The sequence below is a fragment of the Gallaecimonas pentaromativorans genome, from assembly GCF_003751625.1.
Taxonomy (GTDB): domain Bacteria; phylum Pseudomonadota; class Gammaproteobacteria; order Enterobacterales; family Gallaecimonadaceae; genus Gallaecimonas; species Gallaecimonas pentaromativorans.
Genome location: NZ_RJUL01000005.1, coordinates 215,858 through 241,220, shown reverse-complemented (window position 1 = coordinate 241,220; position 25,363 = coordinate 215,858). Strand labels below are relative to the sequence as shown.

The window sequence follows — 25,363 nt, the reverse complement described above, 5'->3', positions numbered from 1 at the left end:
ACAAGGCATTGCAAACGTATTCAACCCTTTGTCGTCAATCCCTTACCTTTGGTCGCGGCCAGTTCCCTGGCTCTGGCCAGAAAATCGCCATGGCGGGGCAATTTGTCGCGGGTGGCAGTGATGATGGTGGCCAGGTTGGCCAAGTAACCTTCCAGCTCCTTGCCATCGAGGCTGTCGGCCAGCGGGTCGTAGTCGGTTGGCAGCAGGTTCTGGCCAATGAGTACCTGTTGCCAGGCCACCTCGCTAAATAGCTCGGCGCCTTCCCTGAATACCCGGCCGCAATCGCCAAAGAGCGCCAGGCGCCGGCCAAGGCTCGAAGGCACCGCCATCTCGCGCATGGCTTGCCAAAAAGGCTCGGGCCGTTGATTAAGGTGGTAGTGCAGGATGATAAAGTCGCGAATAGCCTCACATTCCTCGGCGCTTTGGCGGTTAAATTCCGCCACCGCCGAGGCGGCGATGCCAGTGCGCGGGAAAAGTTTGATAAGGCGGGTAATGCCGCTTTGCACCAGGTGCAGGCTGGTGGACTCCAAGGGCTCTAAAAAGCCGCTGGCAAGGCCGAGGCTGACACAGTTTTTCAGCCATTGTTGGCGCTGGCGCCCGGTTTTAAAGCGAATTAGCCTCGGCTCGGCCAGGGCCTTACCTTCGATAGCGGCCAACAGCTTCGCCCGGGCTTCGTCGTCACCCAGGTAGCGGCTGGCATACACCAAACCGTTACCGGTGCGGTGCTGCAGCGGGATTTGCCACTGCCAGCCCACATCATGAGCGATGGCGCGGGTGTAGGGGCGCGGCTCGCCGGTGTTTTCGCTCGGTACCGCCAGGGCGCTGTCGGCCGGCAGGTAATGGCCCCAGTCCTCAAACTGGCCGCCAAGGGCCTCACCGATCAGCCGGGCGCGCTGGCCGCTGCAATCAATAAAGAGCTCCCCCGCCACCCGCTGGCCAGAGGCCAGCACCAACTCGCTAATAGCGCCGCCTTCATCCAAGGCCACCTCCACCACCTTGCCCTCGATGCGCTTGACCCCAAGGCCCTCGCTGTAGCGGCGCAGCAAGCCGGCGTAGAGCCCGGCGTCAAAATGGTAGGCGTGTACCAAGCCCTTGAGAGGGCTGTCTGGCACCTTGGGCAGGGGAATAAAGCGCCCGGCCTTGGCGGCCTGGTAGTTAAGGGAGTAATCCCACAGCCCCCGCCCGTGGCCTTGCTGGCGTGCCCTCAGCCAGTAATGAATAAAAGGCGTGATACCCAGGTCCCGGCCCAGCTCGCCAAAGGCGTGCATGTAGCACTCCCCTTCCCTGCCCCAGTTTTCAAACTCGATACCCAGCTTGATGGTGCCCTGGGTTTGAGTCAGAAACTCGGCTTCGTCGATGCCAAGGTAGCGATTAAAAAGGCCGATGGGCGGGATGGTAGCCTCCCCCACCCCGACGGTGGCAATCTGGTCCGACTCCACCAGGGTAATGGCCAGTTGCTTACCCAGGCTCTTTACCAGCATCGCCGCGCTCATCCAGCCGGCGCTGCCGCCGCCGAGGATCACCACGTTTTTGATTGTCATCACCGCCCCTTAAAAAAATGCCCCAACAACCGTTGGCTGTCGGGGCAAGTGTCATGGTCACACAGAGAGATTAGAACTTGTAGTTAACGCCGAGCAGGTAGTTACGACCGTACACCTGATAGTCACGCACCTGGCGGGCATCGCCGGACTCGGTGGTGGTAAAGGGTTCGTCGGTCAGGTTCTGGCCCTGGAGCATGATGGTCAGGCCCTTGAGGGATTCGATACCGGACTCAGAGAAGTCGTAGCTTATCTGCGCGTCCCAGATCTCGGAGCCTTTGACATTCACCGGGGTGCGGGCAAAGGACAGGCCGGACACCTCACCGTTGAAGTCGCTGCGCTTACGCATGCTGGTACGGAATTGGAAGCCGTTCTTCTCGTAGAACAGGGTGGCGTTGTAGATCTGGCGAGACAGGCCGGGCACCTGGATGTTGGTGCTGGCGTAAGTCACGCTGTTGTCGGCGTTAATGGCAGACGGGTAGTTAAAGGACACAGCACTGGTGTTGTAGGTGGCGCTCAGGATGGCACCAAAACCTTCCAGGTAGTCGCTAAACAGCTCGCCCGGCAACGACAGGGTGAACTCGGCGCCCTTGATGTAACCGCCGTCTGTGTTCTGCCAGGTGTTAACCACGCCCTGGTACTGGTATACGGTACCGGTAGTAAGCGGCGGCACACCGGAGAAGTCCTCGATGGTGGGCACTTCAAACTGCCAGTTTTTCAGGTCTTTGTAGAACAGGGCGGCACTGAAGTACCCCTGGCCGGCAAAGTAGTTCTCGTAGCTCAGATCGTACTGGTTGGCGATATAGGGCTTGAGTTCGGGGTTGCCGCCACCGCCGCTCCAGGGGGAGTTACCCACCGGGGCATTGGGCACGTTCAGGGCCGAGTTGAAGCTGTAGCCGTAGCTGGAGTTCATGCGGTCCATGCGTGAGCGGGTCAGGGTGCGGGCGGCACCGAAGCGCACGAACTGCTGTTCGGCCACTTCAAAGCTCAGGTTCAGGCTGGGCAGGAACTCGTTGTAGCTGGTGCCACGGTCCACCTTCTGAATTTGGGTAGCACCGTTGACGACGGTGGTCTGGTTACCCAGGGAGCTTTGGTTGGTGTGTACGTATTGGGTACCGATGTTGCCTTTGACCGGCAGGCCAAAGACCATGCTGTCGATATTGGCCATCACGAACCCGGTGGTGACTTTCTCTTTGACGTCCCAGGAGTTTTGCGCCCGTTGCGGCTCGGTGGCGCCCTGATCGAACTCGTCGTAGTAGCCGTTATCGTACAGGCGTTTGGAGTCATAGCTCAGCATGTTGCCCATGCCGATGAAATCAAGGCTGGTGGGCGACAGCAGGTACTCACCAGGCACCGCCAGCATACCGGGGTAGGCTTTGAGGGTCAGGTAGGTGCCGTGGTCCTCGCGGCTCTTGGTGCGCTCGGAGTAGTGCACGCCAAATTTCACGCTGCTGATCACGCTGTTGTCGGTGTAGCGCTGGGCGGTGAATTTAACGGCTTTGATTTCGTCGTCGATTTCGGGGCGGTTGATAAAACCGTCCTGGCCGTCGCTGGGTACGGCAATACCGTTACCCCAGCTCAGCGGGCCGCCGAGCATGATGAGGTTAGGGTCGGAGTAATCCAGGCCTGGGGTGAAGTGAGCACCCTCGGCGCCGCCGTTGAGGTTAAAGCCGATGTCGTCAGCCACACCGCCGGTGTCGCCGCGGCCAGTACCGGAGTAAGACTCAAGGCTGAAAATTTCCCGCTCGACCTTGGAGTAGCTCAAATCGCCACCCAGCACCCAGTTTTCGCCCAGGTTGTATTCAAGGTTCAGGCCAAAGGAGTTGAGGTCGGCCTTGCGCTGGTCGTAGTCGTTACGTACCACGACCCGCTGGTCGTGAATGATGCCGCTGGTGACAAAGCCGTCGTCCACCTGCAGGTTCTCGATGCTGCCCTGGCCGTAGAAAGCCGGGATCTCGATACCGCGCAGCCGCTTCTCGTCACGGAAGTTGATGTGCATGGCATCTAAGGTGGCGTGGAATTTGTCGTTAGGCGCAAACTCCACCACCCCCATCACGGTGTCGCGTTTGAGCTCGCTTGAGCGCACATAAGGCTTGGCCCCGCCCAGCACCAGGTTGCCGTCGTCGTCGTTGCCAAAGCCCCAGCTGTTCCAGCGCTGCTCGTTGCTGGGAGAATCCATATGGGCGTAGGCAATGGCCACACCGATGGTGTCGTCGGCAAACTGGTCGATGTAAGACAGGCTGGAGCGCCAGCCTTTGTCTTTGCCATCGGGGTTGAGTTTGCCGATATCGTTTTTCTCACCGGTCAGGGTGGCAGAGAAGCTGCGCTTGCCTTGTTTTAGGGGCCGCACGGTCTGCAGGTCGATGGTGCCGGCAATGCCCTGGCTGGTGAGGCTGGCGTCGGGAGTCTTGTAGACCACCACCGCGTTCATGATCTCGGAAGGATAGAGATCCATTTCCACGCCACGGCCGTCACCGATGGAGACCTGCTCGCGGCCGTTGAAGGTCACGGTACTGAAGTCTTCGCTCAGGCCGCGAATGGAGATACCGCTGGCGCGGCCGTCGAGGCGCTGGGCAGCCACGCCAGGCAGGCGGGCGATGGACTCGGCGATACTGGAATCGGGCAGCTTGCCGATGTCTTCGGCGGAAATGGCCTCAACGATGGAGGTGTTGGTCTGCTTGATCGCCTGAGAGCGTTGCAGACTGGCGCGAAAGCCTGTGACTTCAATCACTTCGACGTCTTTATCGGCGTCTTGTTTTTTCTCTTTGCTATCAGCCGGTGCCTGTTGATCAGCATCAGCGGCCCAGACTTTGGCAGGCAGCACGGTTACGGTCATACCTGCTGCGGCCAGCGCCAGTGCCAGTACATTTGGCTTGAATGTTGCCATCGTTTCCCCCAGACCCAATCGGGCTATTGTTCGACTCATCAGGCGGCTGATTTATTGGATTTACCTTTACGTCAACAGGCAGCCGCTACCCGACCTGAATGCTACGCAATAGCCAGAACCCCCGACAACGCTATGCATACGTATTCAGAAGCAATTGGTCATATTCTTTTAACCTGTTGTTCGAAAAAACCTGACCTGGGTCACCCTCGGCGATTGCCGCTTGCGTCAAGGCGCGCCCATAAAAAAACCGCAGCCAAGGCTGCGGTTTTTGTTAACAAAAGCGGCTTAGCCGTTGAGGCCCAGCACGTCTTTCATGTCGTAAAGGCCGGGGCCTTTGCCGACCACCCAATGGGCGGCGCGCAGGGCGCCGGTGGCAAAGGTGTCGCGGTTGTGGGCCTTGTGGGTCAGCTCGATACGCTCGCCGTCACCGGCAAAAAGCACGGTGTGTTCGCCGATAATGTCGCCGGCCCGCACCGTGGCAAAACCGATGGTCTGGCGGTCGCGCTCGCCGGTGATGCCTTCACGGCCATAGACGGCGCAATCTTTAAGGTCACGGCCCAGGGCCTTGGCCGCCGCTTCCCCAAGGGCCAGGGCGGTACCGGAGGGGGCGTCTTTCTTGTGGCGGTGATGGGCTTCCAGTACCTCGATATCCACCGTGTCCCCCAGCACCTTGCTGGCAAGCTCCACCAGCCCCAGCAGCAGGTTCACCCCCACGCTCATGTTGGGGGCAAACACCACCGGCACCTTGTTAGCGGCATCGGTCAGCGCCGCTTTTTGCGCCCCATCAAGGCCGGTGGTGCCGACGATCAGCGCCCGGCCATGTTTGGCACAATCAGCGGCCATCAGGGCAGTGTTTTGTGGGGAAGTGAAATCGATAACCACGTCACCGCGGATGTCGGTGCCCAGGTTTACCCCCAGGGCGTCGATACCGGCGAGGCTACCGGCGTCTACCCCGATAAGGCTGTTGCCGGGGCGCACCTGGGCGCTGGCCAGCTCGGCTTTGGGGTCGGCGGCCAGGGCGCGAATAAGGGCGCGGCCCATACGGCCGTTGGCGCCCAGAATGGCAATGCGTGTCATGGTCATAGGTCTTCCTCCAACGAGGGCAACACTCTAACCGCTTTTCCTTCCTGTTTCAGCGCTTCATTAAGCTGACGGGCCACATGCTCAGGGGAGCGAGTGCGCCGCGCCATCCAGGCATACATCACCGGGGTTACCAGCAAGGTAAAGAAGGTGGAGATAATGATGCCAAACAGCACCACTACCCCAATCACGTAGCGGGTCTCGGCGCCGGCGCCGCTGGCCAGCACCAAGGGCACTGCGCCGGCGGCGGTGGTGATGCCGGTCATCAAGATGGGGCGCAGCCGCTGGGCACAGGCGTTTAAGAGCGCCTCGTCAAAGCTCTGGCCCTCGTCGCGCAGCTGGTTGGCAAACTCGACAATCAAGATGCCGTTTTTCGCCGCCAGGCCAATCAGCATGATGATGCCTATCTGGCTGTAAATGTTGATAGTTTGCCCGGTGAGATAAAGCCCCACCAGAGCGCCCAGCATGGCAAGGGGTACCGCCAGCATGATCACTACCGGGTGCACGTAGCTCTCAAACTGAGCCGCCAGCACCAAGAACACCACCCCCAGGGCCAGGGCGAAGATGAAGTACACCGAGCTGCCGGAGTTTTTGTAATCCAGCGACGGCCCCTTGTAGCTGATGGAGGCCTCGGCCGGCAGCACGCGGGCGGCAAGGTCATCCATAAAATCCAGGGCCTGCCCCAAGCTGTAGCCGTCGGCCAGGTTGGCTTCGATGGTGATGGCCCGCATCCGGTTGTAACGGTTAAGGGCCGAGGCGTCGGCAATTTCCTCGATCTTTACCACCGAGGAGAGCGGCACCAGCTCGCCGCTCTTATCCGAGCGCACATAGATGCCGCCAATGGCCTGGGGCGAGCGCTGCTTGTCGCGCTCCCCTTCCAAAATCACGTCGTATTCCTCGCCGCCGCGCACAAAGGTGGTAACCACCTTGGAGCCGAGCATGGTTTCCAAGGTGCCGCCAATGGTGCTCATAGTGATGCCAAGATCGGCGGCGCGGCTGGTATCGACCGTTATCTTGAGCTGGGGCTTGGTTTCTTTGTAGTCGTCGTCTATGCCCACCAGCCCGGGGTTCTTGGCCGCTTCTTCTTCGATGATGTCGCGCCAGGCCCGCAGGCTGTCGTAATCGGGGCCGCCAATAACAAACTGCACCGGTTTGGCGGTGCCGCGGCCAAAGGCGCTGCGCACTATGGTAAAGGCCCGCACCCCGGAGATGTCGCTGATGCGAGCACGAATATCGGCGGTCACTTCACTGATGGGCCGGCGCTCGGACCAATCTTTCAGCGACACCACGATCTGCCCGGTGTTGTAGGCCCGCACCCCGCCCCAGCCACGAGGGGCACGGCTTATCATGCGGTTAACGTCGCCATCGGGGCCAGCCATGGGCAGCAGGCGGCGCTCTATCTCGTCCATGTACTTTTCCATGTAGGAGTAGGAGGCGCCTTCGGGGCCGTTGATCAGCACAAACAGCGAGCCACGGTCTTCGCTGGGGGTAAATTCGCTGGGCACATGCTCAACAAACCAGGCCACCGCCCCCATGCTGGCAATAACAAAGCACAATACCCAAACAGGGCGGCGAATAAGGTGCTCAAGGGCGCGCCGGTAACCACGGCCAAGGCTATCAAGGCGCCGCTCCATAAAACCCGAAAGCCCGGAGTGGCCGTCGTGGCGGGTCAGCAGCTTGGAGCACATCATCGGTGACAGGGTCAGCGCCACAATGGCCGAGAACACCACCGCCGAAGCCATGGCCACGGCAAATTCGGTAAAGAGTTTGCCAAGGTCCCCTTCCAAAAAGGTGATGGGCAAGAACACCGACACCAGCACCGCCGTGGTGGCAATGACCGCAAAAGACACCTGGCGCGAACCCAGAAACGCCGCCACCAGGGGCGACTCGCCCTCTTCAATGCGCCGGTGAATGTTCTCCAGCATGACGATGGCATCGTCCACCACCATGCCGATGGCTAAAATCAGCGCCAGTAAGGTCAGCAGGTTGATGGTGTAGCCAAGGGCGTAGAGGATGATCACCGCTCCCATCAGGGACACCGGCAGCGCCAGGGCCGGAATCAGCATGGCCCGCACCGACCCTAAGAAGATGTAAATCACCACCACCACCAGCACCATGGCGATAAAGAGGGTCTCGTACACCTCTTGCACCGAGCGCTCGATAAAGACCGAGGAGTCGTAGCTGATGGCAAGCTGCATCCCCACCGGCAGGGTTTTGTTGAGGCTAGCCACCAGTTTGTGGGCGTCGCGGGCCACTTCCAGGGTGTTGGCGGTGGAGGTTTTACCTATCCCCAGGCCCACCATGTTCTCACCGTTGCCGCGAAACAGCTTGCGGGTTTCGTCGGTGCTTTCTTCAACCCGGGCCACGTCTGAGAGTTTGACCAGGTAGCCATCAGAGCCCCGCCCTATCACCAGGTTGGCAAAGTCTTCCTGTTTCTCGTATTGGCGCTGCAGGCGCACCGTGAACTGGCGGTCCTGGGCTTCCAGATCCCCCGCCGGTAACTCCACGTTCTGGCTGCGAAGGGCGCTTTCCACGTCGGTCACGGTGAGGTTACGGGCGGCCAGGGCTTGGCGGTCGAGCCAAATACGCATGGCGGTGCGCTGCTCGCCGCCGATGCGCACCCGCGCCACGCCGTTAAGTACCGAGAATTTGTCCACCAGGTAGCGGTCGGCGTAGTCGGAGAGCTCACGCACCGTCATCCGGTCTGACGAGAGGTTCAGCCACATCACGGTTTCGTCGTCGGAGCCGGCCTTGGACACCTCCGGCGGATCGGCTTCTTCGGGCAGGTTGTTAAGGGCGCCGGAGATCTTGTCGCGCACGTCGTTGGTGGCGGCATCGATGTCGCGGCTGATGTCGAACTCGATGGTGATGTTGGAGCTGCCGTCCTGGCTTGAAGAGGTGATGTTGCGAATGCCCTCGATACCCGAGACCCTGTCTTCAAGAATTTGGGTGATGCGCGACTCCACCACCGCCGCCGAGGCGCCCCGGTAGCTGGTTTGAATGTTCACCAGCGGCGGGTCGATGCTGGGGTATTCCCGTAGCGGCAATTTGCCAAAGGCGACGATGCCGAAGATAACCAATAGCAGCGACAGCACCGACGCCACCACCGGGCGGCGCACCGACATATCGGTGAGCATCATGCCTTGGCCTCCGGGAAGTCTTCCTTACGCACTTCCACCTTGGCTCCTTCTCGCACCTTCAGAAGGCCGCGGATGATCACCTGCTCTTTTTCCTTAAGGCCCTGGGTGACCTCGACAATACCGGGCTGGCGCAGGCCAATGACCACCGGGCGCTGCTCAACGATGTTGTCTTCATCCACCACAAACACATAGTGCTGGGATTTGATTTGAAAAATCGCGGCGGCCGGCACCGCCAGCGCCTCACGGGCCTCTTTGACCAGGCGGATACGCAGCAACATGCCGGGGCGCAGCAGGCCGTCTTTGTTGTCGAGCTCCGCCCGGACTGTGGCGCTGCGCGACACTGGGTCGATACGGGTATCAACGCTGGACACCTTGCCCTGGAAGCGCTCGGAGGGCACCGCTTCGGCGGTGGCGTAAATGTCCTTGCCGGGTTTTAAGATGGGCAAAAACCGCTCCGGCACCGTGAAGTCGAGCTTGATGGGGCTGACATCATCGAGGGTGGTGATGGCGGTGCCGGGGCTGATCAGGGCGCCGGTACTGACTTCCCGAAAACCCAGCACCCCGTCAAAGGGGGCGCGCACAAAGCGGTCGTCCAGTTGGGCCTGGGCCTGGGCCACCTTGGCCTTGGCTATTTCCACGGCGCTTTGCAGACGGTCAAGCTCGGAGGCGGCAATGGTTTTGGTGCGCACCAAATCGGTAATGCGGCGGTATTCGCGATTTTGTTCTTTTAAATCTTCGTTGGCCGCATCCAGGGCGGCCTGTTCTTCCTGATGGGTCAGGGTCACCAGCAGTTGCCCGGCTTTGACCTGCTGGTTGTCACGAAAGTGCACCTTTTCAATCTTGTCGCTGACGGTGGCGGTCACAGTGATGGACTCAAAGGCCTTGGTGGTGCCCAGGGCCTCGATTTCATCAGACAGCAGTTGCAGCTTGACCGGGCTGGTTACCACCCGTACCACCGTTGCTTTGGGAGTGGCACTGCTTGCTGGCGCCTGGTCCTGATGCCACCAGAGCCCCGCTGCGGCTCCTGCCAGGATCACGGCCCCCATTACCGCTGCTTTTTTCATGTCGGTGTACTTCCGTTCTTTTTTCACTATTGGTAATAGTCGCACCAATAGTGAATACCTTGTTACGGGATCAGATATGCCGATGGCGGGCCGCGATAAGAGGTGTAACCCGGTGGCAACAGGGATTTCCATCTGGACGTCCAGACGTTGACACTGATAGCCTGCTGACGTAAATTTGCGCGCCTTTACGCCCGGTGGGCTCCTTTTTTAATCGGTACCCTTGAGGAATTTGATGTCCAAGCCCCACGCCTCTCCCCTGCCCCTGTTGCCGCTGCTGGTCTTTCTGGCGCTGTTCTTGGGTGTGGGTACTTACCTGAGCCTGACCGGTGTTAGCTACGCCTTTTACCAGCTGCCAGCGCCGGTGGCGGTACTGCCGGCGCTGATTGTGGCGGTGCTTATCTCCCGCGACAGCATCAACAAAACCGTCGAGCAGTTCCTGGCAGGCTGTGGCCATTCCAACATCATGGCCATGTGCATCATCTATTTGTTGTCCGGTGCTTTTGGCGCCGTGGCCAAGGCCACCGGCGGAGTTGATGCCACCGTGGCCCTGGGCCTGAGCCTGGTGCCGGCCTCCTTGCTGCTGCCGGGGCTTTTTGTGATTGCCGCTTTTATTGCCACCGCCATGGGCACTTCCATGGGCACCATCGCCGCCCTGGCGCCGGTGGCCCTGGGCCTGGCCCAGCAAGGGGATTTGCCGCTGGCGTTGACCGCCGGGGCACTGCTCAGTGGCGCCATGTTTGGCGACAACCTCTCCATCATCTCCGATACCACCATCGCCGCCACCCGCACCCAGGGCTGCGACATGAAAGACAAGTTTCGCGCCAACTTCCGCCTGGCCCTGCCCGCCGCCATCCTGACCTTGCTGTGGTTGGGTTTTGCCAGCAGCGGCAGCCATGTGATTGACGCCAAAGACTTCCAACTGCTGCCGATACTGCCTTATGTCACCATTTTGGTGCTGGCGGTGGCCGGGCTTAACGTCTTTGTGGTGCTCATTTTGGGTATCGTACTGGCCGGTTTGGTGGGCCTGAGCGGCGACTATAGTCTGGCCAAATACGTTAAAGACATTTACGCCGGCTTTACCGGCATGCAGGAAATTTTCATGCTGTCCCTGCTGATGGGAGGCCTTGCCTACCTGATGGAAAAGCAAGGGGGCCTTGCCTGGCTAGCGGCCAAACTGGGCCACGGCAGCACCGGTAAAAACGGTGAGCTGGCCATTGCCGGCCTGGTGTTTACCACCAACTTCTGCACCGCCAACAACACCGTGTCCATTATCGTCAACGGCCAACTGGCCAAGGACATCGCCCAGCAAAACGCCATCAGCCCGGTGCGAAGCGCAAGTCTTTTAGACATCTTTGCCTGCGTAAACCAGGGCCTGGTGCCCTGGGGCGCCCAAGCCTTGCTGCTGGGCTCAAGCTTTACCCTCTCGCCCCTGGCGGTGGTCAGCCACTCCGGTTACGTGCTGGTGCTGGCCGCCATTACCCTTGCCACAGTGCTGGCGCCCGGCGCCAGGCGGCTGCTGGTCAAGCACTGAAAAGAACCTCGCCGCGGCCCACTTGGTGCTGCCAGCCGAAGCAATGACACGCTTGCACGAGATAGGCGTTTAAACAGAGGCCCTTCAATCGAGGGGCTTTTTATTTGCGCCAAAGCCGCCCGGCCTTGGCATCTTTGCAACCCTGTCTTTTTCAACTGCTTTACCTCTGTAGCGCCCCACCTAAACTTGATAGGGATCAACTCGCTGTCTGGCGAGGCCGCAGCCTCGCCAGACAGCGACTAAGCTGGATATCGGCACATTCAAAAATAATTGCCACCCCACTCTGCCGATGTTCGCAGTGGCCTGTAGCAGGTGCTTTAGGTATCCCGCACCAAGGAGTTTCACCCCACATGCACAAGGCTGCCTATACCAACCCCCAACAACAGCGCCAGCACTGGCGGCGCAGCACACTTGTCTACGTGTTGGCGCTGGCTTTTATTGCGCTGTTATCCCTTACCTCTCATTTCCTGGTGCAAAGCATTGTTAATAAACAGGAAGCCACCGCCCGTGTCGTTAACCTGGCTGGCCGCCAGCGGATGCTGTCGCAGCGCATTACCCTTTTTGCCAGCGAGCTGCTGACCAGCCGCCAAAATTACGCCGCCGAGATTTTGCGTGACGACTACCTCGACGCCATCAACACCTTGGAAAAGGTACATCTGGCCCTCCTTAACGGCTCCAAGGAGCTGCACATTCCCAAACCCACATCTAGAGATGTCGTGCAGATTTTCACCGCCACGCCGATCAACCTAGACCAACGCATCAAGCAGTTTCTAAGCCAAGCTAGGCGTATTGCCAACCCGGCCCTGAGCCTTGATGAACGCACCAACGCCTTTGAGCAAATAAAGGCCACCGCCTATTACGATATTGTCGGCTCCCTTGACACCCTGCTGTTCCAGTACCAAAAAGACAGCGAAACGGCGATACGCAAGCTTCAGAATTACAACAAGATATCCTTACTGGGCATGATCATCACCTTGATAGTCGAAGCTCTTTTTATCTTCAGGCCACTGCTGCTCAGCCTGTACCGGCGCGAACAGCAATACCTCAAGCTGTTAAAGGAAATGGATAGCGAGATAACAGAGCGGGTGCGCTTTCAAACCTTTACTGATTCCCTTACCGGCCTGCTCAACCGCTTGTCGCTGCTCGAGCGCATTCAAACCTCTATCGAACTGGCCGAACGGGACAAAGGCAACTTCGTGGTGATCTCGGTGGGCATTGACCGCTTTGAAGACATGAACAACAGCCTGGGCCACGACAAAGGTGATGAGCTGTTGTTCTCCATCGCCCATCGCCTGCAAAAACTGGCCAATGGCTCCGGGGGCTTTATCGGCCGCATCACCGGCGAGGAGTTCGCCATTACTCTTGAGCAGCGTAAAAGCAACATGGAGCTGATGCGCTTTTTACGCCAGCTGTCTCAGTCCATCGCCAATCCGGTGCAAACCGAGCATTTCTGTATCCAGGTTACCGCCTCGGTGGGTCTTGCCTTTTACCCCGACGATGGCCTGAGTGCCAGAGAGCTGCTGATGCACGCCAACCAGGCCATGCGCATTGCCAAAGACGAGGGGGGTAATTGCTTCCGCTTCTTCCAGCCGGCTATGACCACCTACATGACCCGCCGCATCAAGCTAGAGCAGGAGCTGCGCCAGGCACTGGCCGACCCTTCCCAGCTGCGCCTCTTCTACCAGCCCAAGGTGGATTTAGGCAGTGGCAGCATTATTGGCGTCGAAGCGCTGCTGCGCTGGCACCACCCGGAGGAAGGGATGATCTCCCCCATGGAGTTCATCCCTATCGCCGAAGACTCGGGGCTTATTCTCGACTTGGGCGACTGGGTACTGGTGCAAGCCCTGGAGCAGCTAAGTCGCTGGCAGCGAGAAGGGGTCGCTATCGGCATGGCCATCAATGTCTCGGTCAAGCAACTTTTGCATCGCGACCTTTGCGACCGTATTTTGGCCCTTAGCCAGCAGCAGGATATCGCCCCCGATGCAGTGCAATTGGAGATAACCGAAACCCACATCATGAACGACATGGGCCGCATCATCGCCGCGCTGTGCGCCCTGGACAAAGCCGGCTTCACCCTGGCCATAGACGACTTCGGTACCGGCCATTCCAGCTTGTCGAGATTGCGGGACTTGCCGGTCAAGGTGCTGAAAATCGACAAATCCTTCGTCAAAAACGCCATGCGCGATAAAAAAGAGGCGCAAATCGTCAAAGCCATTATCGACATGGGCCATTCTCTGGATAAAACCATCATTGCCGAAGGCATCGAAACCCAGGAGCAGATGCAGCTGCTGACAGAACTGGGCTGCGACGAAGGCCAGGGCTATCTTTTTGCAAGGCCAATGCCGGTAGAGGAGCTGGACCTGCTGCTGCGCCAAAACGCGCAGTACTGGCACCCCAAAGACCGGGTCGGCCCCTGAAATACCCTCATAAAGAAGGCGCCATTAGGCGCCTTCTTTATTTTGCCGGGCAACAAACCCGCAGCAGGTGGCCGTCGAAATCTTCGGCCACAAAGGTGTAGCCAAAGGGCATGGCCTGGGGCTGCTGGGTAATGCGCAGGCCAAGCTCCCGCCAATGCTCAAAGCTGCGGTTGACATCGCTGATGTCGCCCACCAACAACACCAGTTCGGCGGCGCCAGCAGCCGGCAGGGTTTCAGGCAAGACGGACTGGCGGCTTTTCAGGGCCACAAAGCTGCCGCCATCGAGGGCAAACATCGCAAAGTCGGTGGAGTGCTGCGCCGCCGGGCGGGCCAGCAGCGCCTGGTAGAGCGCCTGGCTTTTGGCGCAATCATTAACGTAAAACAGCACCATGGTTTGGGTTTTCATCTGCATTTTCCTTGGCAGCGTTGAAGACTCGGCCATAGTGGCAAAAGGGCGTGTCAGAAAGTGTCAGCAGCCGCCGGTCGGGTCGATGCCTTCAGATTGCTGCCACTGGCGCAGCAAGCGCTGGCGCGATACAGGGTAGCGCTCGTCAAGGGCGGTGAGCTGCTGGATGCGGTCTACCCGAAAATGGCGATGGGCGCCCCGCGCCTCGCACCAGGCTAGCAGCATTCGGCAATGGTCGAAAAAGCCCATGGCAAAGGGCCACACCACCCGCTGGCTGGGGGCGCCGTCCTTGTCCAGGTAATCAATGAGCAGCTTGTGCTGGCGGCGGATGGTCTGGCGCAGCAGGCCAAGATCGGTTTGGGTGGCCGGCAGCGCCGGACCGGGGCCAATCAGCAGGTTGGTGGCGGCGAGCTCTTGGCGAAGGCGCTGGGGCAGCACCGCCGAGACCTTGGCCAGCATGTCACGGGCGGCGCCGGCAAGCTCCGGGTCGGCCCGCTGGCTGACCCAGCGCGCCCCCAGCACCAGGGCTTCAATCTCCTGGGCACTTAGCATCATCGGCGGCAGAGTAAAGCCGGGTTTAAGGCTATACCCCAGCCCCGCCTCCCCTTCGATATCTGCCCCTTGGGCCTGCAAGGCGGCAATGTCCCGGTACAAAGTGCGAAGGCTCACCCCAAGCTCGGCCGCCAGCTCCTGGCCACTTACCGGAAAACGGCGGCGGCGAAGGTTTTGCATCAGTTGCAACAGCCGGGCAGCACGAGACACGGTTTATCAACCCTTCACTATGGCGCAGTCGTGGTCCTGGATTTCTTCGGCCGAGCCCTGGCTGCCACCACTGCCGGCACGGGTGGCCATCAGCAGCAATTGGCCGTCAGGCAAGGTGGCCATGGCCATGCCATAGCGCCCCATCTCACCCTTGGCGCCAGGCACTTCCTCGGCCAGGTGCATAAAGACGCTCTGCTGGCCCAGCTCGTTTGGGCTTAGGGTGCGCAGCAGGTAAGGATGCCCCATCAGGCTTTGGCTTTGCCATTGGCGGCCAAGGCCAGGGGCCAGGGCGTCAAGCTGCTGGCGAAGGGCTGGGCGCAGACAGGAGATATGCACGTGCAGCTGGTTTTGGCTACGGCCATAGGCCGAGTTGATGGCCAGCGACAAATCGCGGTCTGGCACCTTGTGGCCATAATGCTGGCTGGCGAGCTGGCGCTGCTGCCAGGCCAGGGCAAAAAAGTGCGGCGTCGATGCCTTGAGCAGCAGCGGGCTTTCCATACCGGTGATTTTGGTGGTGGGCATCACCAGGTATTGCAGCACGCCGCGCCGGTCCTTGAGGGTGACAAACCCGGCTTTAACATCAACCGACTGGCAAGGCGCCGGTTCGCCCTTTTGCGCCATACCCGGCACGCATTTTTGGCTAATCAGTTGCCACAGGGCATCGGCATTATGCGGCGCAGCATTGGCGCAGCCACCCAGTATCAGCACTGCCAGCAGCATTCCCAAGGGGCGAAGAAAAGGCATGTGGATTTTCCTTATTTTTGATAAGCGCGGCCAGCATAGCGCCAACGGATGACAAGACGCTTAGGCCTTATCAGAGGATGCGGTTAATCAGCCTGTCGATGCGTACCCGGCGCAGGCGGCGGATCAGTTTTTTGACCTTGGCCGGGTAATCGCCAATGGCCTGCAAGTCGGTAAAGTGCACCACTTGCTGGCAATGATGGCGAATACAGGCCAGTTCTTGCTGGCGCCGCTCGCGAAGCTCGGCCTTGGGGTCGTCAATCAGCACGGCGTTTTCCAAATCCAGGCGCCAGGCACGGGGATTGAGGTTGTTGCCGGTGATCATGGTCCAGCGCTCGTCGACCCAGATGCCCTTGAGGTGATAGCTGTTGTCGCCGTCCTGCCAAAGCCGCACCACCAGTTGGCCGTTATCGACAAAGGTTTGCAGCCTTGCCAGAAAGCGGCGCAGGTTTATCTCGTAGAGATAAGGCAAGGCGCCAATCACCCGAAATGGCTGGTCCGGGGGGATAAAAAAATCATTGGCGGTCTTGTCGCCGACAATGATCTCCACGGTTTTGCCCTGGCGCAACAAGCGGATAATGCGCTTAACCAGCTCCCCCGGCAGATTGAAATAGGGAGTGCACAGCGTCAGGCTCTGCTCGGTGGCACTGAGCAGGTGGCTAATGGTGCTGTTAAGGGCGTTGCCTTTGCCGAGCCCCACCAGGGGGATGACCGCCAGCTCGCCGCTGCGGCTGTTGTCAGAGTATTCATACCCCCTGCCCTGCAGCTCCTTTCTGAAGCGGCGCATGGCGTTTTTCAACTGCTGGCTGGAGGGACGGTCTGCCAGATTCAAGCGGTTGACGGCCTGGCCGCCAATCAGGTGGCTGGCTATCCAGTGGTAAAAGGCATCGGCCAGGGCCGGGTTTTGCAGCAGATGGTAACGGTCATAGCGGTATTTTTGGTGTTGCTGCAGGTAAACATCGTTGAGGCTGGCGCCGCTATAGAGCAGGGTGTCGTCGATAATAAAGCCCTTAAGATGGAGCACCCCCAGCGCTTCGCGGGTGTTGACCGGCACCCCGTACACGGCGATATCAAGCTCTGGGTGGGCCATCGCCTCCTGGCAATACCAATCGGCATTGGTGGCCGATTTGGCATCGCCGATACGCCCGCGCTGCGCCCGGTGCCAGTCCACCAGTACCGACACCTCCAGTTGCGGCCGCGCCGCCTTGGCGGCATAGAGCGCGGCCAGCACGCTGCGGCCACCATCGTCGTTTTCAAGATAGAGGGCCGACAGGCAGATGCGGCGTTCGGCCTTGGCGATGCACTCAAGCAGGGTTTGGTGAAACTGGCGAGCGCCGTGCAGCACGGTGATGCCGGCAGCGTCTTGCGACAACCTGGGCAGGTTTTCGAGGTATTGCAGATGCTTGTGGCGCTTAAACAAGGACAACATCAAAGGCGCTTCTTTTTGTATTCATCCATGGCCTCCATGCCATCGAATTCTGACTGGGCGGCAATACTACCACTGGATAAACAGCCACTTCCATTTATCACCTGCCCAAAAGGCGGCCCCGGTCACCTTTTCGCGCCCCAAAAGAAAAGGGGCCAAAGGCCCCTTTCAAATCAGCTTGGCAAGCCTATGGCCTTGAGCTTGGCCCCGCTCATCAGGTTGGCTTCGATACGCTCCAAGGCCACCCCTTTGGTTTCGGGCACAAAGAGGATGGTCACCACGATAAAGACCGCATTGAGGCAGGCGTAGAGCCAGAAGGTGTTGGTGGTGCCAATGCTCTCCATCAGGGTCAGGAAGGTGGCGCCCAGGATCATGTTGGCCACCCAGTTGGTGGTGGTGGAGCAGGAGATCCCGAAATCGCGGCCCTTAAGCGGCTGAATTTCGGCGCACAAGATCCACACCATGGGCGCGGCGCTCATGGCATAACCAATGATGCAGATAATCGCCATCAGCACCGCCAAGTAAGCCAGCACCGGGGCGTGGTTGCCACCCTCAATCATCTTCAGCAGCAGCCCCAGGCAGAACATACCGGCGCCCATAATGGCAAAACCGATTTTCAGCGCCGGTTTACGGCCCCAGGTGTCAATGAACGGCGCCAGGATGGCAGTGGTGATCACAAAGGCCAATCCCACCAGCACGGTGCTTATCATCTGCTCAAGGTGGCTGGTAAAGCCGGCCAGCTTGAACACGGTGGGGGCGTAGTACATCAGGATGTTCATGCCGGTAAATTGCTGCATAAACTGCAGCACCATCCCCAGGCCAACACTGCGGCGAAAATGGCGGTTGGTTTTAAATAGCTCAAAGCCAGACTGCTTGATCTTGAGGCTGTCGACGATATCCGAGTACTCGCTATGGGCTTCGTGCTCGGACTCGCGAATGCCGTGCAGCACGGTTTTGGCTTCGTCCATGCGGCCACGAGAGGCCAGCCAGCGGGGGCTTTTGGGCATCATCATCACCGCCCAAATCAGCAGCACGGCCGGGATAACCAGCACCGCAAACATCGCCCGCCAGTTGCCGGTTAAACCGAAATAAGTGTCGGACAAAAAGGCCAGCACGATGCCGGAGTTGATCATCACCTGATACATGGCAATGCGTTTGCCCCGCTCTTCCTTGGGGGACATTTCCGACAGGTACAGCGGCGCCGAATAAGAGGCAATACCGATGGAAAAGCCCTGGATAACCCGAAACACCAACATGGTGGTCAGGTTAGTGGCAAAGGCGCAGCCCAGAGTGCCAACGGCAAACAGCACGCCACTGCCGATAAGGCTGGTGCGCCGGCCGAAACGCGACGACAACCAGCTGTTGGACACCGACCCCAAAGCGGCCCCCAACATCATGGTGCTGACTATCCATTCTTGGTCTTGCGAGCTTATTTGCCACTCGCTGGTGATAAAGGGCAAGACCCCGGCGATGATGCCGATATCCAGGCCGAAGAGTAACCCGGCCAGGGCGGCAGCGATTGTTACGATGCGCTTTCTGCTGAACATAACCACAAGTACCTATTGTCAAAATCTAGGGCGCAGACGCCATTACGCGAACGAGCCAGTAATGGCAGTACCTTTACGTCTACGGAAAACCTACCCCGACATAGATAAAGCTTTGGCGCTAAAACCTCAATAAGTAATTTAATACTACAATAGTGTTGGATCTGTTATCAGCTTACTGCCAACGCACATTTAACCCAATAAAAACAAAAGGATGAGGAAAGGACGCCTACAGGCGTTACCGCCAAAAATAGCGCTAAAAACAGTGCGGATTTATCGAAGCAATCCCCATGGCAGCGACCTGACGCCACGCTTTGCCCACCCCGTTTGGCGTGTCACACTTAACGCTTTGCATCAGTAAAGGACCTGTTATTCCGTGGCATCTCAATCCAAGGCCGTGATCTACGCCGCCATGGCCGGCAACCTGCTTATCGCCGTCACCAAATTCATCGCCGGGGGCATCACCGGCTCCTCGGCCATGCTGTCGGAAGGCATTCACTCGGTGGTAGACACCGGCAACCAGGGCCTGCTGCTGCTTGGCCTAAAACGGGCCCAGCGCCCCGCCGATGCCAATTTCCCCTTCGGCTACGGCAAGGAGGTGTACTTTTGGAGCTTTGTGGTAGCGATGCTGATTTTCAGCATTGGTGCCGGGGTCTCCCTCTATGAGGGGGTACGCCATGTGCTGCACCCAGAGCCCATGACCTCGCCGATGGTGAACTACGTCGTGCTGGCGCTTGGTATCGTCTTTGAGGGCGCCTCCTGGGCCTTTGCCCTTAACGAGTTTCGCAAAACCAAGGGGAAATGGACTTACATGGAAGCGGTGCAGCGCGGCAAGGACCCGTCCATGTTCATGGTGGTGTTCGAAGACTCGGCGGCGCTGCTGGGGCTTTTTGTCGCCCTGGGCGGGGTGGCCCTTAGCCAGGTCACCGGCAACCCGGTCTTTGACGGCGCCGCCTCCATCGTTATCGGCCTGATTTTGGCTGGCACCGCCATTTGGCTGGCCATCGAGACCAAGGGCCTATTGATCGGCGAAAGTGCCAACAAAAGGGTGGTGGACGGCATTCGCCGCCTGGCCGAGAAAGAGCCGCTGGTTGAGGCCGTTCATGAGCTGCTGACCATGCATATGGGCCCCGATTTCGTGCTGGTCAATATCAGTGTGCGTTTCGACAGCCAAAGCAGCGCCGTGCAAATCGAGCAGTGCATTGCCCGCCTGGATAAAGCCATTAAAAACCAATTTACCACCGTCAAACGGGTCTTTGTGGAAGCCGAGTCCTATTACGGGGTGGATAACGGCACTGTTGAAAGCGCAGAAAACAGCTAACACCGCATAAAAACACCCTGACCAAAAGACCCTGTATGAAAATACGGGGTCTTTTTATAGGAGGTTAAAAAGTAAAAGAAAAACAAAAAATAACAGCAAATGACTTTTTCACTTTATTACCTCGTGCTTTTTCATTGAGGGAAAGTTTCAAATGTAAAACACCGGAATTTTCTCACTACCTATACTCGGCAACGCTATGCAGCGAGTACATCGACAAGATGTTTCATCATAAAGATAAAAACACCGAGGAATAAAATATGTTCACCGTTAAAAAAAACGGCCCGGGTTTAACCCTCGGGCTGCTGGGGAGCCTTTTGGCCAGCCATCCGGCCCTGGCTGCCATTGAAGGTTATGCCACCTTAAACGGCGGCACCACCGGCGGCGCCGGCGGCAATGTGGTCTATGCCAGCACCGGCACAGAGATCAACCAGGCCATGTGCAGCCGGGCCGCCGACGACACCCCGCTTATCATTTATGTGACCGGCACCATCAACCACGGCAACACCAGTAAAGTATCGGGAAGTTGCGATACCACCGACAGCGAAATTCAATTCAAGCGGGTCAGCAACATTTCCCTTATCGGTACTGACCAGGGCGCCCTGTTTGACCAGATAGGCATTCATATCCGCGAAGCGTCCAATATCATCATCCGCAATATCCATGTGCGTAACGTGAAAAAGTCCGGTTCGCCCCTGTCCAACGGCGGCGATGCCATCGGCATGGAAAGCGACGTGCACAATATCTGGGTAGACCACAACGAACTGGAAGCCTCGGGGGGCGAAAGCGACGGCTACGACGCCCTTATCGACATGAAGGCCACCACCCAGTACGTGACGGTGTCCTACAACTACCTGCATCATTCCGGCCGGGGCGGCCTGATGGGCTCAAGCGATTCCGATACCGACAACACCTATGTGACCTTCCACCACAACTGGTACGAAAACGTCGACTCGCGCATGCCGCTGCTGCGCCACGGCACCGCCCACGCCTACAACAACTACTACAACCACATCAGCAAGTCCGGCATGAACCCCCGCATCGGCGGGCAGATCAAAGCCGAGAACAACGTCTTTGAAGACGCCCAAAACCCCATCGGCACCTTCTACACCGACGACATGGGCTTTTGGGATGTCAGCGGCAATATCTTCACCAATGTTACCTGGCTGGATAACGACACCAACCACCCGGCCGGCCCCAACCCGGTGTCCACCACCAGTATCAGCATCCCCTACAGCTACCAGTTGGATGACGCCAATTGCGTCAAAGCCATAGTGCTGGCCAGCGCCGGGGTCAATAACGGCCTGCATGTCTCGGACGGCAGTTGCAGCACCCAGGGCGGTGGCGACGACAACGGCTCAGGGGGCGATAACGGCGGCGGTGGTGACGATGGTTCGGGCGGCGATAACGGTGGCGGCAGCGGCGAGCTGGGCAGCAACCTCTCCCTTGGCGCCGGCTCCGACGGCTCCAGCAAAGGTAGCGGCAGCTATGGCGATGTACGCGACGGCGACATGGCAAGTTACTGGGCCCCCAGCAGCGCCACCGGCCGTATCTCCATCAAATGGAGCAGTGCCACCAGCATTAACACCCTTGTTATCCGCGAAGCAGCCGGTTTTGAAGGCCATATTCAAAACTGGACAGTGGTGGACAACGATACCGGCAACACCCTGGCCAGCGGCACCGGCGCCGGCACCATCACCTTTAACAGTGTCAGTACCCATAAGGTGAATTTCAATATCACCAGCAGCAACGGCACCCCGACGGTGGCGGAGTTTGAAACCTATAATGTCCAATAAAATAAAAGCCCCGCCGGGGCTTTTTATTTTCAACAACCTGTAGGAAAAGACAGTTGCCAATAAAAAACAAATTAAATGCTAAAACTCAATTTTAATTTCTTGAAAATTTTGTGAGTTACATCACCACACATCATGGCCATCAAAGGATAAAAATAAAAGGTAACAATGACGTTACATCAAAAGAAATGGAGATTGCGATGAAAAAGAAAATTCTTTTGGGATTGATGGCACTGGTCTCTTCCGTGGTATTTGCGCTGCCAGTGGCAACAGTAGAGCGTACCTACTACGCAACCCCAGAAATGAAAGAAGTTGTTGGCTACTTCTTTCAAGGCTGTACATTTTCGGCTCACACCTCATGGGGTGTGAAAACGCCCTACTACGTAGTTGGTATGGAAATTCCTTGTAACTAACTAAAAAGGCGCCCAGAGGCGCCTTTTTAGTTAGTTGGTGGCTCTTTTACACTGCGGATGTATGGCTGCCTTTTGGTAATAAGGCATCACCTTGGGCACCTCGTCTGACAGCGCCTGAATACGGCTGGCAGGGCTGGGGTGAGTGGACAGTAACTCCGGCGGCGTTTTGCCCGCGTTCTGCTCCATGTTGTGCCACAGCACCACCGCCTGGTTGGGGTCAAAGCCGGCCTTGGCCATCAGCTCCAGGCCGATTTGGTCGGCTTCCGATTCATGCTTGCGCGAATAAGGCAGCAGTACCCCCACCGTCGCCCCCACCCCAAGGGCCGCCATATAGAGCCCCTTGTTGTCGACATTAGAGAGACCAAGAGCCACGGCAGCCAGCACCGAGACACCCGAATAAATCTGGTTTTGGGTGAGCCGCTCGTTGGAATGGTGAGCCAATACGTGCCCAACCTCATGGCCGATAACGGCGGCCAGCTGGTCTGGGGTTTGCGCCACTTTCAGCAGGCCCGAGTACACGCCAATCTTCTTGCCCGGCAAGGCAAAGGCGTTCACTTCTTTGGAATCAAATACCACCACCTCCCAATCCCCTTGCTGCTCGGCAGGCAGCACCCGGGTGATGGCACCGGCCACGCACTGCACGTACTGGTTGGTTTTAGGATCGGTATCAATCTTCTCTTTCTTTTTCAGCTCGTCAAAAGACTGGGTACCCATCTGGGCCATGGTCGACTCGTTGTTAAACAACAACTGCTCACGGCCGGTGGGGCTTTGGGTACAGGCGCTCATCAGCAATGCCACCATGGCCAGGCTGAAGGTCTTCTTCATCTTGTTGCTCCTCCTGGAGTTTTCCCTATTGTTTCCTCAGTCGCCGCTGAGCGCAACAGCCCTTGGCCTGCGCCTGCCTTGTGTTAAGTTATGGGCCGGTTTGTTGCAGGAGTATCCAAGGTGCCTTATCACATTCGCCCCATGAAACCGGCCGACAACGCCGCCATCGCCCAGGTGATCCGCGACGTCTCTGCCGAATATGGCCTGAGCGCCGACAAAGGTTATGGGGTGTCTGACCCGCACCTGGATAACCTTTTTGACTACTACCGGGAGCTTGGCGGGCGCTATTGGGTGGTGGAGCTTGACGGGCACATTCAGGGCGGCGGCGGCATGGCGCCACTCAGCGGCGCCAGCGACACCGTTTGTGAGCTGCAAAAGATGTACTTTCTACCCTCGCTTCGCGGCCAGGGTGCCGGCAAGGCGCTGGCCGAACTCGCCATGGCAGAGGCAAGGCAAAGTGGCTTTAAGCTCTGCTACCTCGAAACCACTGCCGCCCTTGGCGAGGCGCTGGGGCTTTACCAGGCTTTGGGGTTCAAGCAGCTCACCCACCCCATGGGGGAAACCGGCCATGGCGACTGCGAGATTTGCATGGCCAAAACCTTGTAACGCCCACAACGCAAAAAAGCGCCCCAAGGGCGCTTTTTTATTGCCAAGGCTTAGCCTTTGAGTTTGGCGTCGATGCTGAAGCGGCCAGCCCCCAGGACCATCAGCGCCAGGAAACCACCGGCCATGGAGATGTTTTTGTAGAAGTTCAAAAACTGCGCCTGGTCACTCAGGTTGGAGTGGAAGATAAAGGCGGAGACAACGCTGAACACAGCCATGGCCAGAGCCACAAGGCGGGTTTGGTAGCCTACCAGCAGGGCCAGAGAGCCGCCCACTTCCAGCAGGATAACCAGCGGCAGCAGCGCACCGGGTACGCCCATGGATTCCATCCAACCAGCGGTGCCTTGGTAGGCGCCAATCTTGCCGATACCGGCCTGGATAAAGAGCAGAATAAGCAGTACGCGGGCACCCAGAGTAAAGACGCCGGCCAGGGTAGAGTTGGGGTTAAATTTGATGATTTCGGTTTTCATGATGGTTGCTTCCAAATCGTGTTGAGTTGATGGAGAGCATTATCCTCTTTTAATTTAGAACTAAAACACCATAAAATCAGCAATATCATTCTATTTCATAGAATCATTTAACCACTCACCGCTTTCTCACCAACGCCGGCCATCACTGAGCCGCAGGCATAAAAAAAGCGCCCTATGGGCGCTTTTTCAATGGCTTAAGCCTTAGCTCGATAAGTCATCAAAGAAGCGTTTAACGCTGTCAAAGAAGCCTTCGGCCTTGGGTTTGTGACGCTTGGCGGACTCACCGGCGAGGGTCTTTTCCAGCTGTTCAAGCAGCTCACGCTGTTCGCTGGTCAGGCTGACCGGGGTTTCTACCACGGTTTTGACCATCAGATCGCCAATGGCGCCGCTACGCACCGATTTCACACCTTTACCGCGCAGGCGGAACATACGCCCGGTTTGGGTACCTTCAGCCACCTTGAGCTTGACCCGGCCATCTAAGGTCGGTACTTCAATCTCGCCGCCAAGGGCGGCGGTGGTGAAGCTTATCGGCATTTCACAGTAGAGGTTGTTACCGTCACGCACAAAGATGCCGTGGTCTTTGACATGCACCTGCACGTAGAGATCCCCGGCCGGCGCGCCAAACTGGCCCGCTTCCCCTTCTCCTGCCAGACGAATACGATCGCCAGTGTCGACCCCGGCGGGGATCTTCACAGACAAGGTCTTGGTCTTTTGCACCCGGCCTTGGCCATGGCACTTATCGCAAGGGTCGGTAATTTCCTTACCGGAGCCGCCACAGGTAGGGCAGGTCTGCTGAACCGCAAAAAAGCCCTGGCGCATCTGCACCTGGCCGATACCGTTACAGGTAGAGCAGGTCTTGGCGCTGGTGCCGGGCTTGGCGCCGCTGCCGTCACAGACATCACAAGGCGCAAAGGTGGGCACTTTGATCTCTTTGGATACCCCACGGACCGCCTCTTCCAGGCTCAGCTCCATGTTGTAACGCAGATCGGCGCCCCTGGCTTGCTGCCGGCCACCGCCACGACGGCCGCCACCGAAAATGTCACCGAACACATCGCCGAAGATATCGGCAAAGTCAGCGCCACCGGCGCCTCCACCAAAGCCGCCACCGCCGCCCATGTTCGGGTCGACACCGGCATGGCCGTAACGGTCGTAGGCGGCGCGTTTGTCGCTGTCGGTCAAGATCTCGTAGGCTTCTTTAACCTCTTTGAACTTGGCCTCGGCTTCAGCGTCGCCAGGATTGCGGTCCGGGTGATATTTCATGGCGAGCTTTTTATAAGCCCGCTTGATGTCTTTCTCGTCGGTGCCGCGCTCGACGCCCAGCACTTCGTAGTAATCACGCTTCGACATAAATCTCAGGTCCGCTTGAAACGATTGACGGGCGCACATGGGCGCCCGTGTTTATAAG

At 58.4% G+C, this 25,363-nt stretch carries 19 protein-coding genes; 6 read left to right on the top strand and 13 right to left on the bottom strand.

Features of this window, described 5'->3' with window-relative positions; all coding sequences use genetic code 11:
• Positions 1-20: 20 nt before the first annotated feature.
• The 5 genes from EDC28_RS11030 to EDC28_RS11010 all read right to left on the bottom strand — a co-directional run bounded on the left by EDC28_RS11030 (position 21) and on the right by EDC28_RS11010 (position 9,709).
• Positions 21-1,541, bottom strand: a complete 1,521-nt coding sequence (locus tag EDC28_RS11030) for a tryptophan halogenase family protein (protein WP_123421633.1) — start codon at positions 1,539-1,541, stop codon at positions 21-23.
• Between the two features lie 70 nt (positions 1,542-1,611).
• Positions 1,612-4,425 carry a TonB-dependent receptor gene (locus EDC28_RS11025; protein ID WP_123421632.1) on the bottom strand — a complete coding sequence of 938 codons (2,814 nt, stop codon included), beginning with the start codon at positions 4,423-4,425 and terminating at the stop codon, positions 1,612-1,614.
• A gap of 285 nt (positions 4,426-4,710) precedes the next feature.
• Positions 4,711-5,508, bottom strand: coding sequence for a 4-hydroxy-tetrahydrodipicolinate reductase (gene dapB / locus EDC28_RS11020; RefSeq protein WP_336391529.1), 798 nt, complete (start codon positions 5,506-5,508; stop codon positions 4,711-4,713).
• Positions 5,505-8,645: an efflux RND transporter permease subunit gene (locus tag EDC28_RS11015; RefSeq protein ID WP_123421631.1), complete on the bottom strand. Its 3,141-nt coding sequence runs from the start codon at positions 8,643-8,645 to the stop codon at positions 5,505-5,507. The genes dapB and EDC28_RS11015 overlap by 4 nt, the downstream gene beginning before the upstream one ends.
• Positions 8,642-9,709: an efflux RND transporter periplasmic adaptor subunit gene (locus tag EDC28_RS11010; RefSeq protein ID WP_123421630.1), complete on the bottom strand. Its 1,068-nt coding sequence runs from the start codon at positions 9,707-9,709 to the stop codon at positions 8,642-8,644. The genes EDC28_RS11015 and EDC28_RS11010 overlap by 4 nt, the downstream gene beginning before the upstream one ends.
• Before the next feature lie 232 nt (positions 9,710-9,941).
• On the opposite strand from EDC28_RS11010, the gene EDC28_RS11005 reads away from it, so the two are divergent.
• Both EDC28_RS11005 and EDC28_RS11000 read left to right on the top strand, forming a co-directional pair.
• Positions 9,942-11,240: a Na+/H+ antiporter NhaC family protein gene (locus EDC28_RS11005; RefSeq protein ID WP_123421629.1), complete on the top strand. Its 1,299-nt coding sequence runs from the start codon at positions 9,942-9,944 to the stop codon at positions 11,238-11,240.
• A gap of 350 nt (positions 11,241-11,590) precedes the next feature.
• Entirely contained in the window at positions 11,591-13,657 is a 2,067-nt protein-coding gene (locus EDC28_RS11000; protein WP_123421628.1) for a putative bifunctional diguanylate cyclase/phosphodiesterase, read from the top strand.
• Positions 13,658-13,694: 37 nt separating this feature from the next.
• Here the strand turns inward: EDC28_RS11000 and EDC28_RS10995 are convergent, their stop codons facing one another.
• The 5 genes from EDC28_RS10995 to EDC28_RS10975 form a co-directional block, all read right to left on the bottom strand.
• The gene (locus tag EDC28_RS10995; protein WP_123421627.1) at positions 13,695-14,063 is read right to left on the bottom strand and encodes a VOC family protein; all 369 of its coding nucleotides are present in this window, start codon (positions 14,061-14,063) and stop codon (positions 13,695-13,697) included.
• 63 nt (positions 14,064-14,126) lie between these two features.
• On the bottom strand, positions 14,127-14,825 hold the full coding sequence (locus tag EDC28_RS10990; protein WP_123421626.1) for a helix-turn-helix transcriptional regulator: 699 nt from the start codon (positions 14,823-14,825) through the stop codon (positions 14,127-14,129).
• A gap of 6 nt (positions 14,826-14,831) precedes the next feature.
• Complete coding sequence (locus tag EDC28_RS10985; protein WP_123421625.1) at positions 14,832-15,569, bottom strand: CDP-diacylglycerol diphosphatase; 738 nt, start codon at positions 15,567-15,569, stop codon at positions 14,832-14,834.
• Between the two features lie 70 nt (positions 15,570-15,639).
• Entirely contained in the window at positions 15,640-16,995 is a 1,356-nt protein-coding gene (gene pssA, locus EDC28_RS10980) for a CDP-diacylglycerol--serine O-phosphatidyltransferase (protein WP_123421624.1), read from the bottom strand.
• Between the two features lie 170 nt (positions 16,996-17,165).
• Positions 17,166-18,539, bottom strand: coding sequence for a sugar porter family MFS transporter (locus tag EDC28_RS10975; protein WP_123421623.1), 1,374 nt, complete (start codon positions 18,537-18,539; stop codon positions 17,166-17,168).
• A 373-nt stretch (positions 18,540-18,912) separates the two neighbouring features.
• On the opposite strand from EDC28_RS10975, the gene EDC28_RS10970 reads away from it, so the two are divergent.
• From EDC28_RS10970 to EDC28_RS10960, 3 genes are all read left to right on the top strand, one after another.
• On the top strand, positions 18,913-19,857 hold the full coding sequence (locus EDC28_RS10970) for a cation diffusion facilitator family transporter (protein ID WP_050658459.1): 945 nt from the start codon (positions 18,913-18,915) through the stop codon (positions 19,855-19,857).
• Positions 19,858-20,114: 257 nt separating this feature from the next.
• Positions 20,115-21,650 (top strand): pectate lyase family protein, encoded by a 1,536-nt coding sequence (locus EDC28_RS10965; RefSeq protein ID WP_123421622.1) that lies wholly within the window; start codon positions 20,115-20,117, stop codon positions 21,648-21,650.
• A 110-nt stretch (positions 21,651-21,760) separates the two neighbouring features.
• On the top strand, positions 21,761-22,060 hold the full coding sequence (locus tag EDC28_RS10960) for a hypothetical protein (RefSeq protein WP_148049842.1): 300 nt from the start codon (positions 21,761-21,763) through the stop codon (positions 22,058-22,060).
• Positions 22,061-22,090: 30 nt separating this feature from the next.
• On the opposite strand, the gene EDC28_RS10955 is transcribed toward EDC28_RS10960, so the two are convergent.
• Complete coding sequence (locus EDC28_RS10955) at positions 22,091-22,885, bottom strand: M48 family metallopeptidase (protein WP_123421620.1); 795 nt, start codon at positions 22,883-22,885, stop codon at positions 22,091-22,093.
• Positions 22,886-22,975: 90 nt separating this feature from the next.
• Here EDC28_RS10955 and EDC28_RS10950 point away from each other — a divergent pair, with 90 nt between their 5' ends.
• A complete protein-coding gene (locus EDC28_RS10950; protein WP_123421619.1) occupies positions 22,976-23,491 on the top strand; it encodes a GNAT family N-acetyltransferase in 516 nt (171 codons plus the stop codon).
• 50 nt (positions 23,492-23,541) lie between these two features.
• Here the strand turns inward: EDC28_RS10950 and EDC28_RS10945 are convergent, their stop codons facing one another.
• Positions 23,542-23,958 carry a DoxX family protein gene (locus EDC28_RS10945; protein WP_050658454.1) on the bottom strand — a complete coding sequence of 139 codons (417 nt, stop codon included), beginning with the start codon at positions 23,956-23,958 and terminating at the stop codon, positions 23,542-23,544.
• 201 nt (positions 23,959-24,159) lie between these two features.
• Positions 24,160-25,305, bottom strand: a complete 1,146-nt coding sequence (gene dnaJ / locus EDC28_RS10940) for a molecular chaperone DnaJ (RefSeq protein ID WP_050658453.1) — start codon at positions 25,303-25,305, stop codon at positions 24,160-24,162.
• Positions 25,306-25,363 lie beyond the last annotated feature (58 nt).

Bases quoted from the DNA above. Each gene is read 5' to 3' on its own strand.
- EDC28_RS11030 (WP_123421633.1), bottom strand. From the start codon at position 1,541: ATGACAATCAAAAACGTGGTGATCCTCGGCGGCGGCAGCGCCGGCTGG.
- EDC28_RS11025 (WP_123421632.1), bottom strand. From the start codon at position 4,425: ATGGCAACATTCAAGCCAAATGTACTGGCACTGGCGCTGGCCGCAGCA.
- dapB (WP_336391529.1), bottom strand. From the start codon at position 5,508: ATGACCATGACACGCATTGCCATTCTGGGCGCCAACGGCCGTATGGGC.
- EDC28_RS11015 (WP_123421631.1), bottom strand. From the start codon at position 8,645: ATGATGCTCACCGATATGTCGGTGCGCCGCCCGGTGGTGGCGTCGGTG.
- EDC28_RS11010 (WP_123421630.1), bottom strand. From the start codon at position 9,709: ATGAAAAAAGCAGCGGTAATGGGGGCCGTGATCCTGGCAGGAGCCGCA.
- EDC28_RS11005 (WP_123421629.1), top strand. From the start codon at position 9,942: ATGTCCAAGCCCCACGCCTCTCCCCTGCCCCTGTTGCCGCTGCTGGTC.
- EDC28_RS11000 (WP_123421628.1), top strand. From the start codon at position 11,591: ATGCACAAGGCTGCCTATACCAACCCCCAACAACAGCGCCAGCACTGG.
- EDC28_RS10995 (WP_123421627.1), bottom strand. From the start codon at position 14,063: ATGAAAACCCAAACCATGGTGCTGTTTTACGTTAATGATTGCGCCAAA.
- EDC28_RS10985 (WP_123421625.1), bottom strand. From the start codon at position 15,569: ATGCCTTTTCTTCGCCCCTTGGGAATGCTGCTGGCAGTGCTGATACTG.
- pssA (WP_123421624.1), bottom strand. From the start codon at position 16,995: ATGTTGTCCTTGTTTAAGCGCCACAAGCATCTGCAATACCTCGAAAAC.
- EDC28_RS10975 (WP_123421623.1), bottom strand. From the start codon at position 18,539: ATGTTCAGCAGAAAGCGCATCGTAACAATCGCTGCCGCCCTGGCCGGG.
- EDC28_RS10965 (WP_123421622.1), top strand. From the start codon at position 20,115: ATGTTCACCGTTAAAAAAAACGGCCCGGGTTTAACCCTCGGGCTGCTG.
- EDC28_RS10955 (WP_123421620.1), bottom strand. From the start codon at position 22,885: ATGAAGAAGACCTTCAGCCTGGCCATGGTGGCATTGCTGATGAGCGCC.
- EDC28_RS10950 (WP_123421619.1), top strand. From the start codon at position 22,976: ATGGGCCGGTTTGTTGCAGGAGTATCCAAGGTGCCTTATCACATTCGC.
- EDC28_RS10945 (WP_050658454.1), bottom strand. From the start codon at position 23,958: ATGAAAACCGAAATCATCAAATTTAACCCCAACTCTACCCTGGCCGGC.
- dnaJ (WP_050658453.1), bottom strand. From the start codon at position 25,305: ATGTCGAAGCGTGATTACTACGAAGTGCTGGGCGTCGAGCGCGGCACC.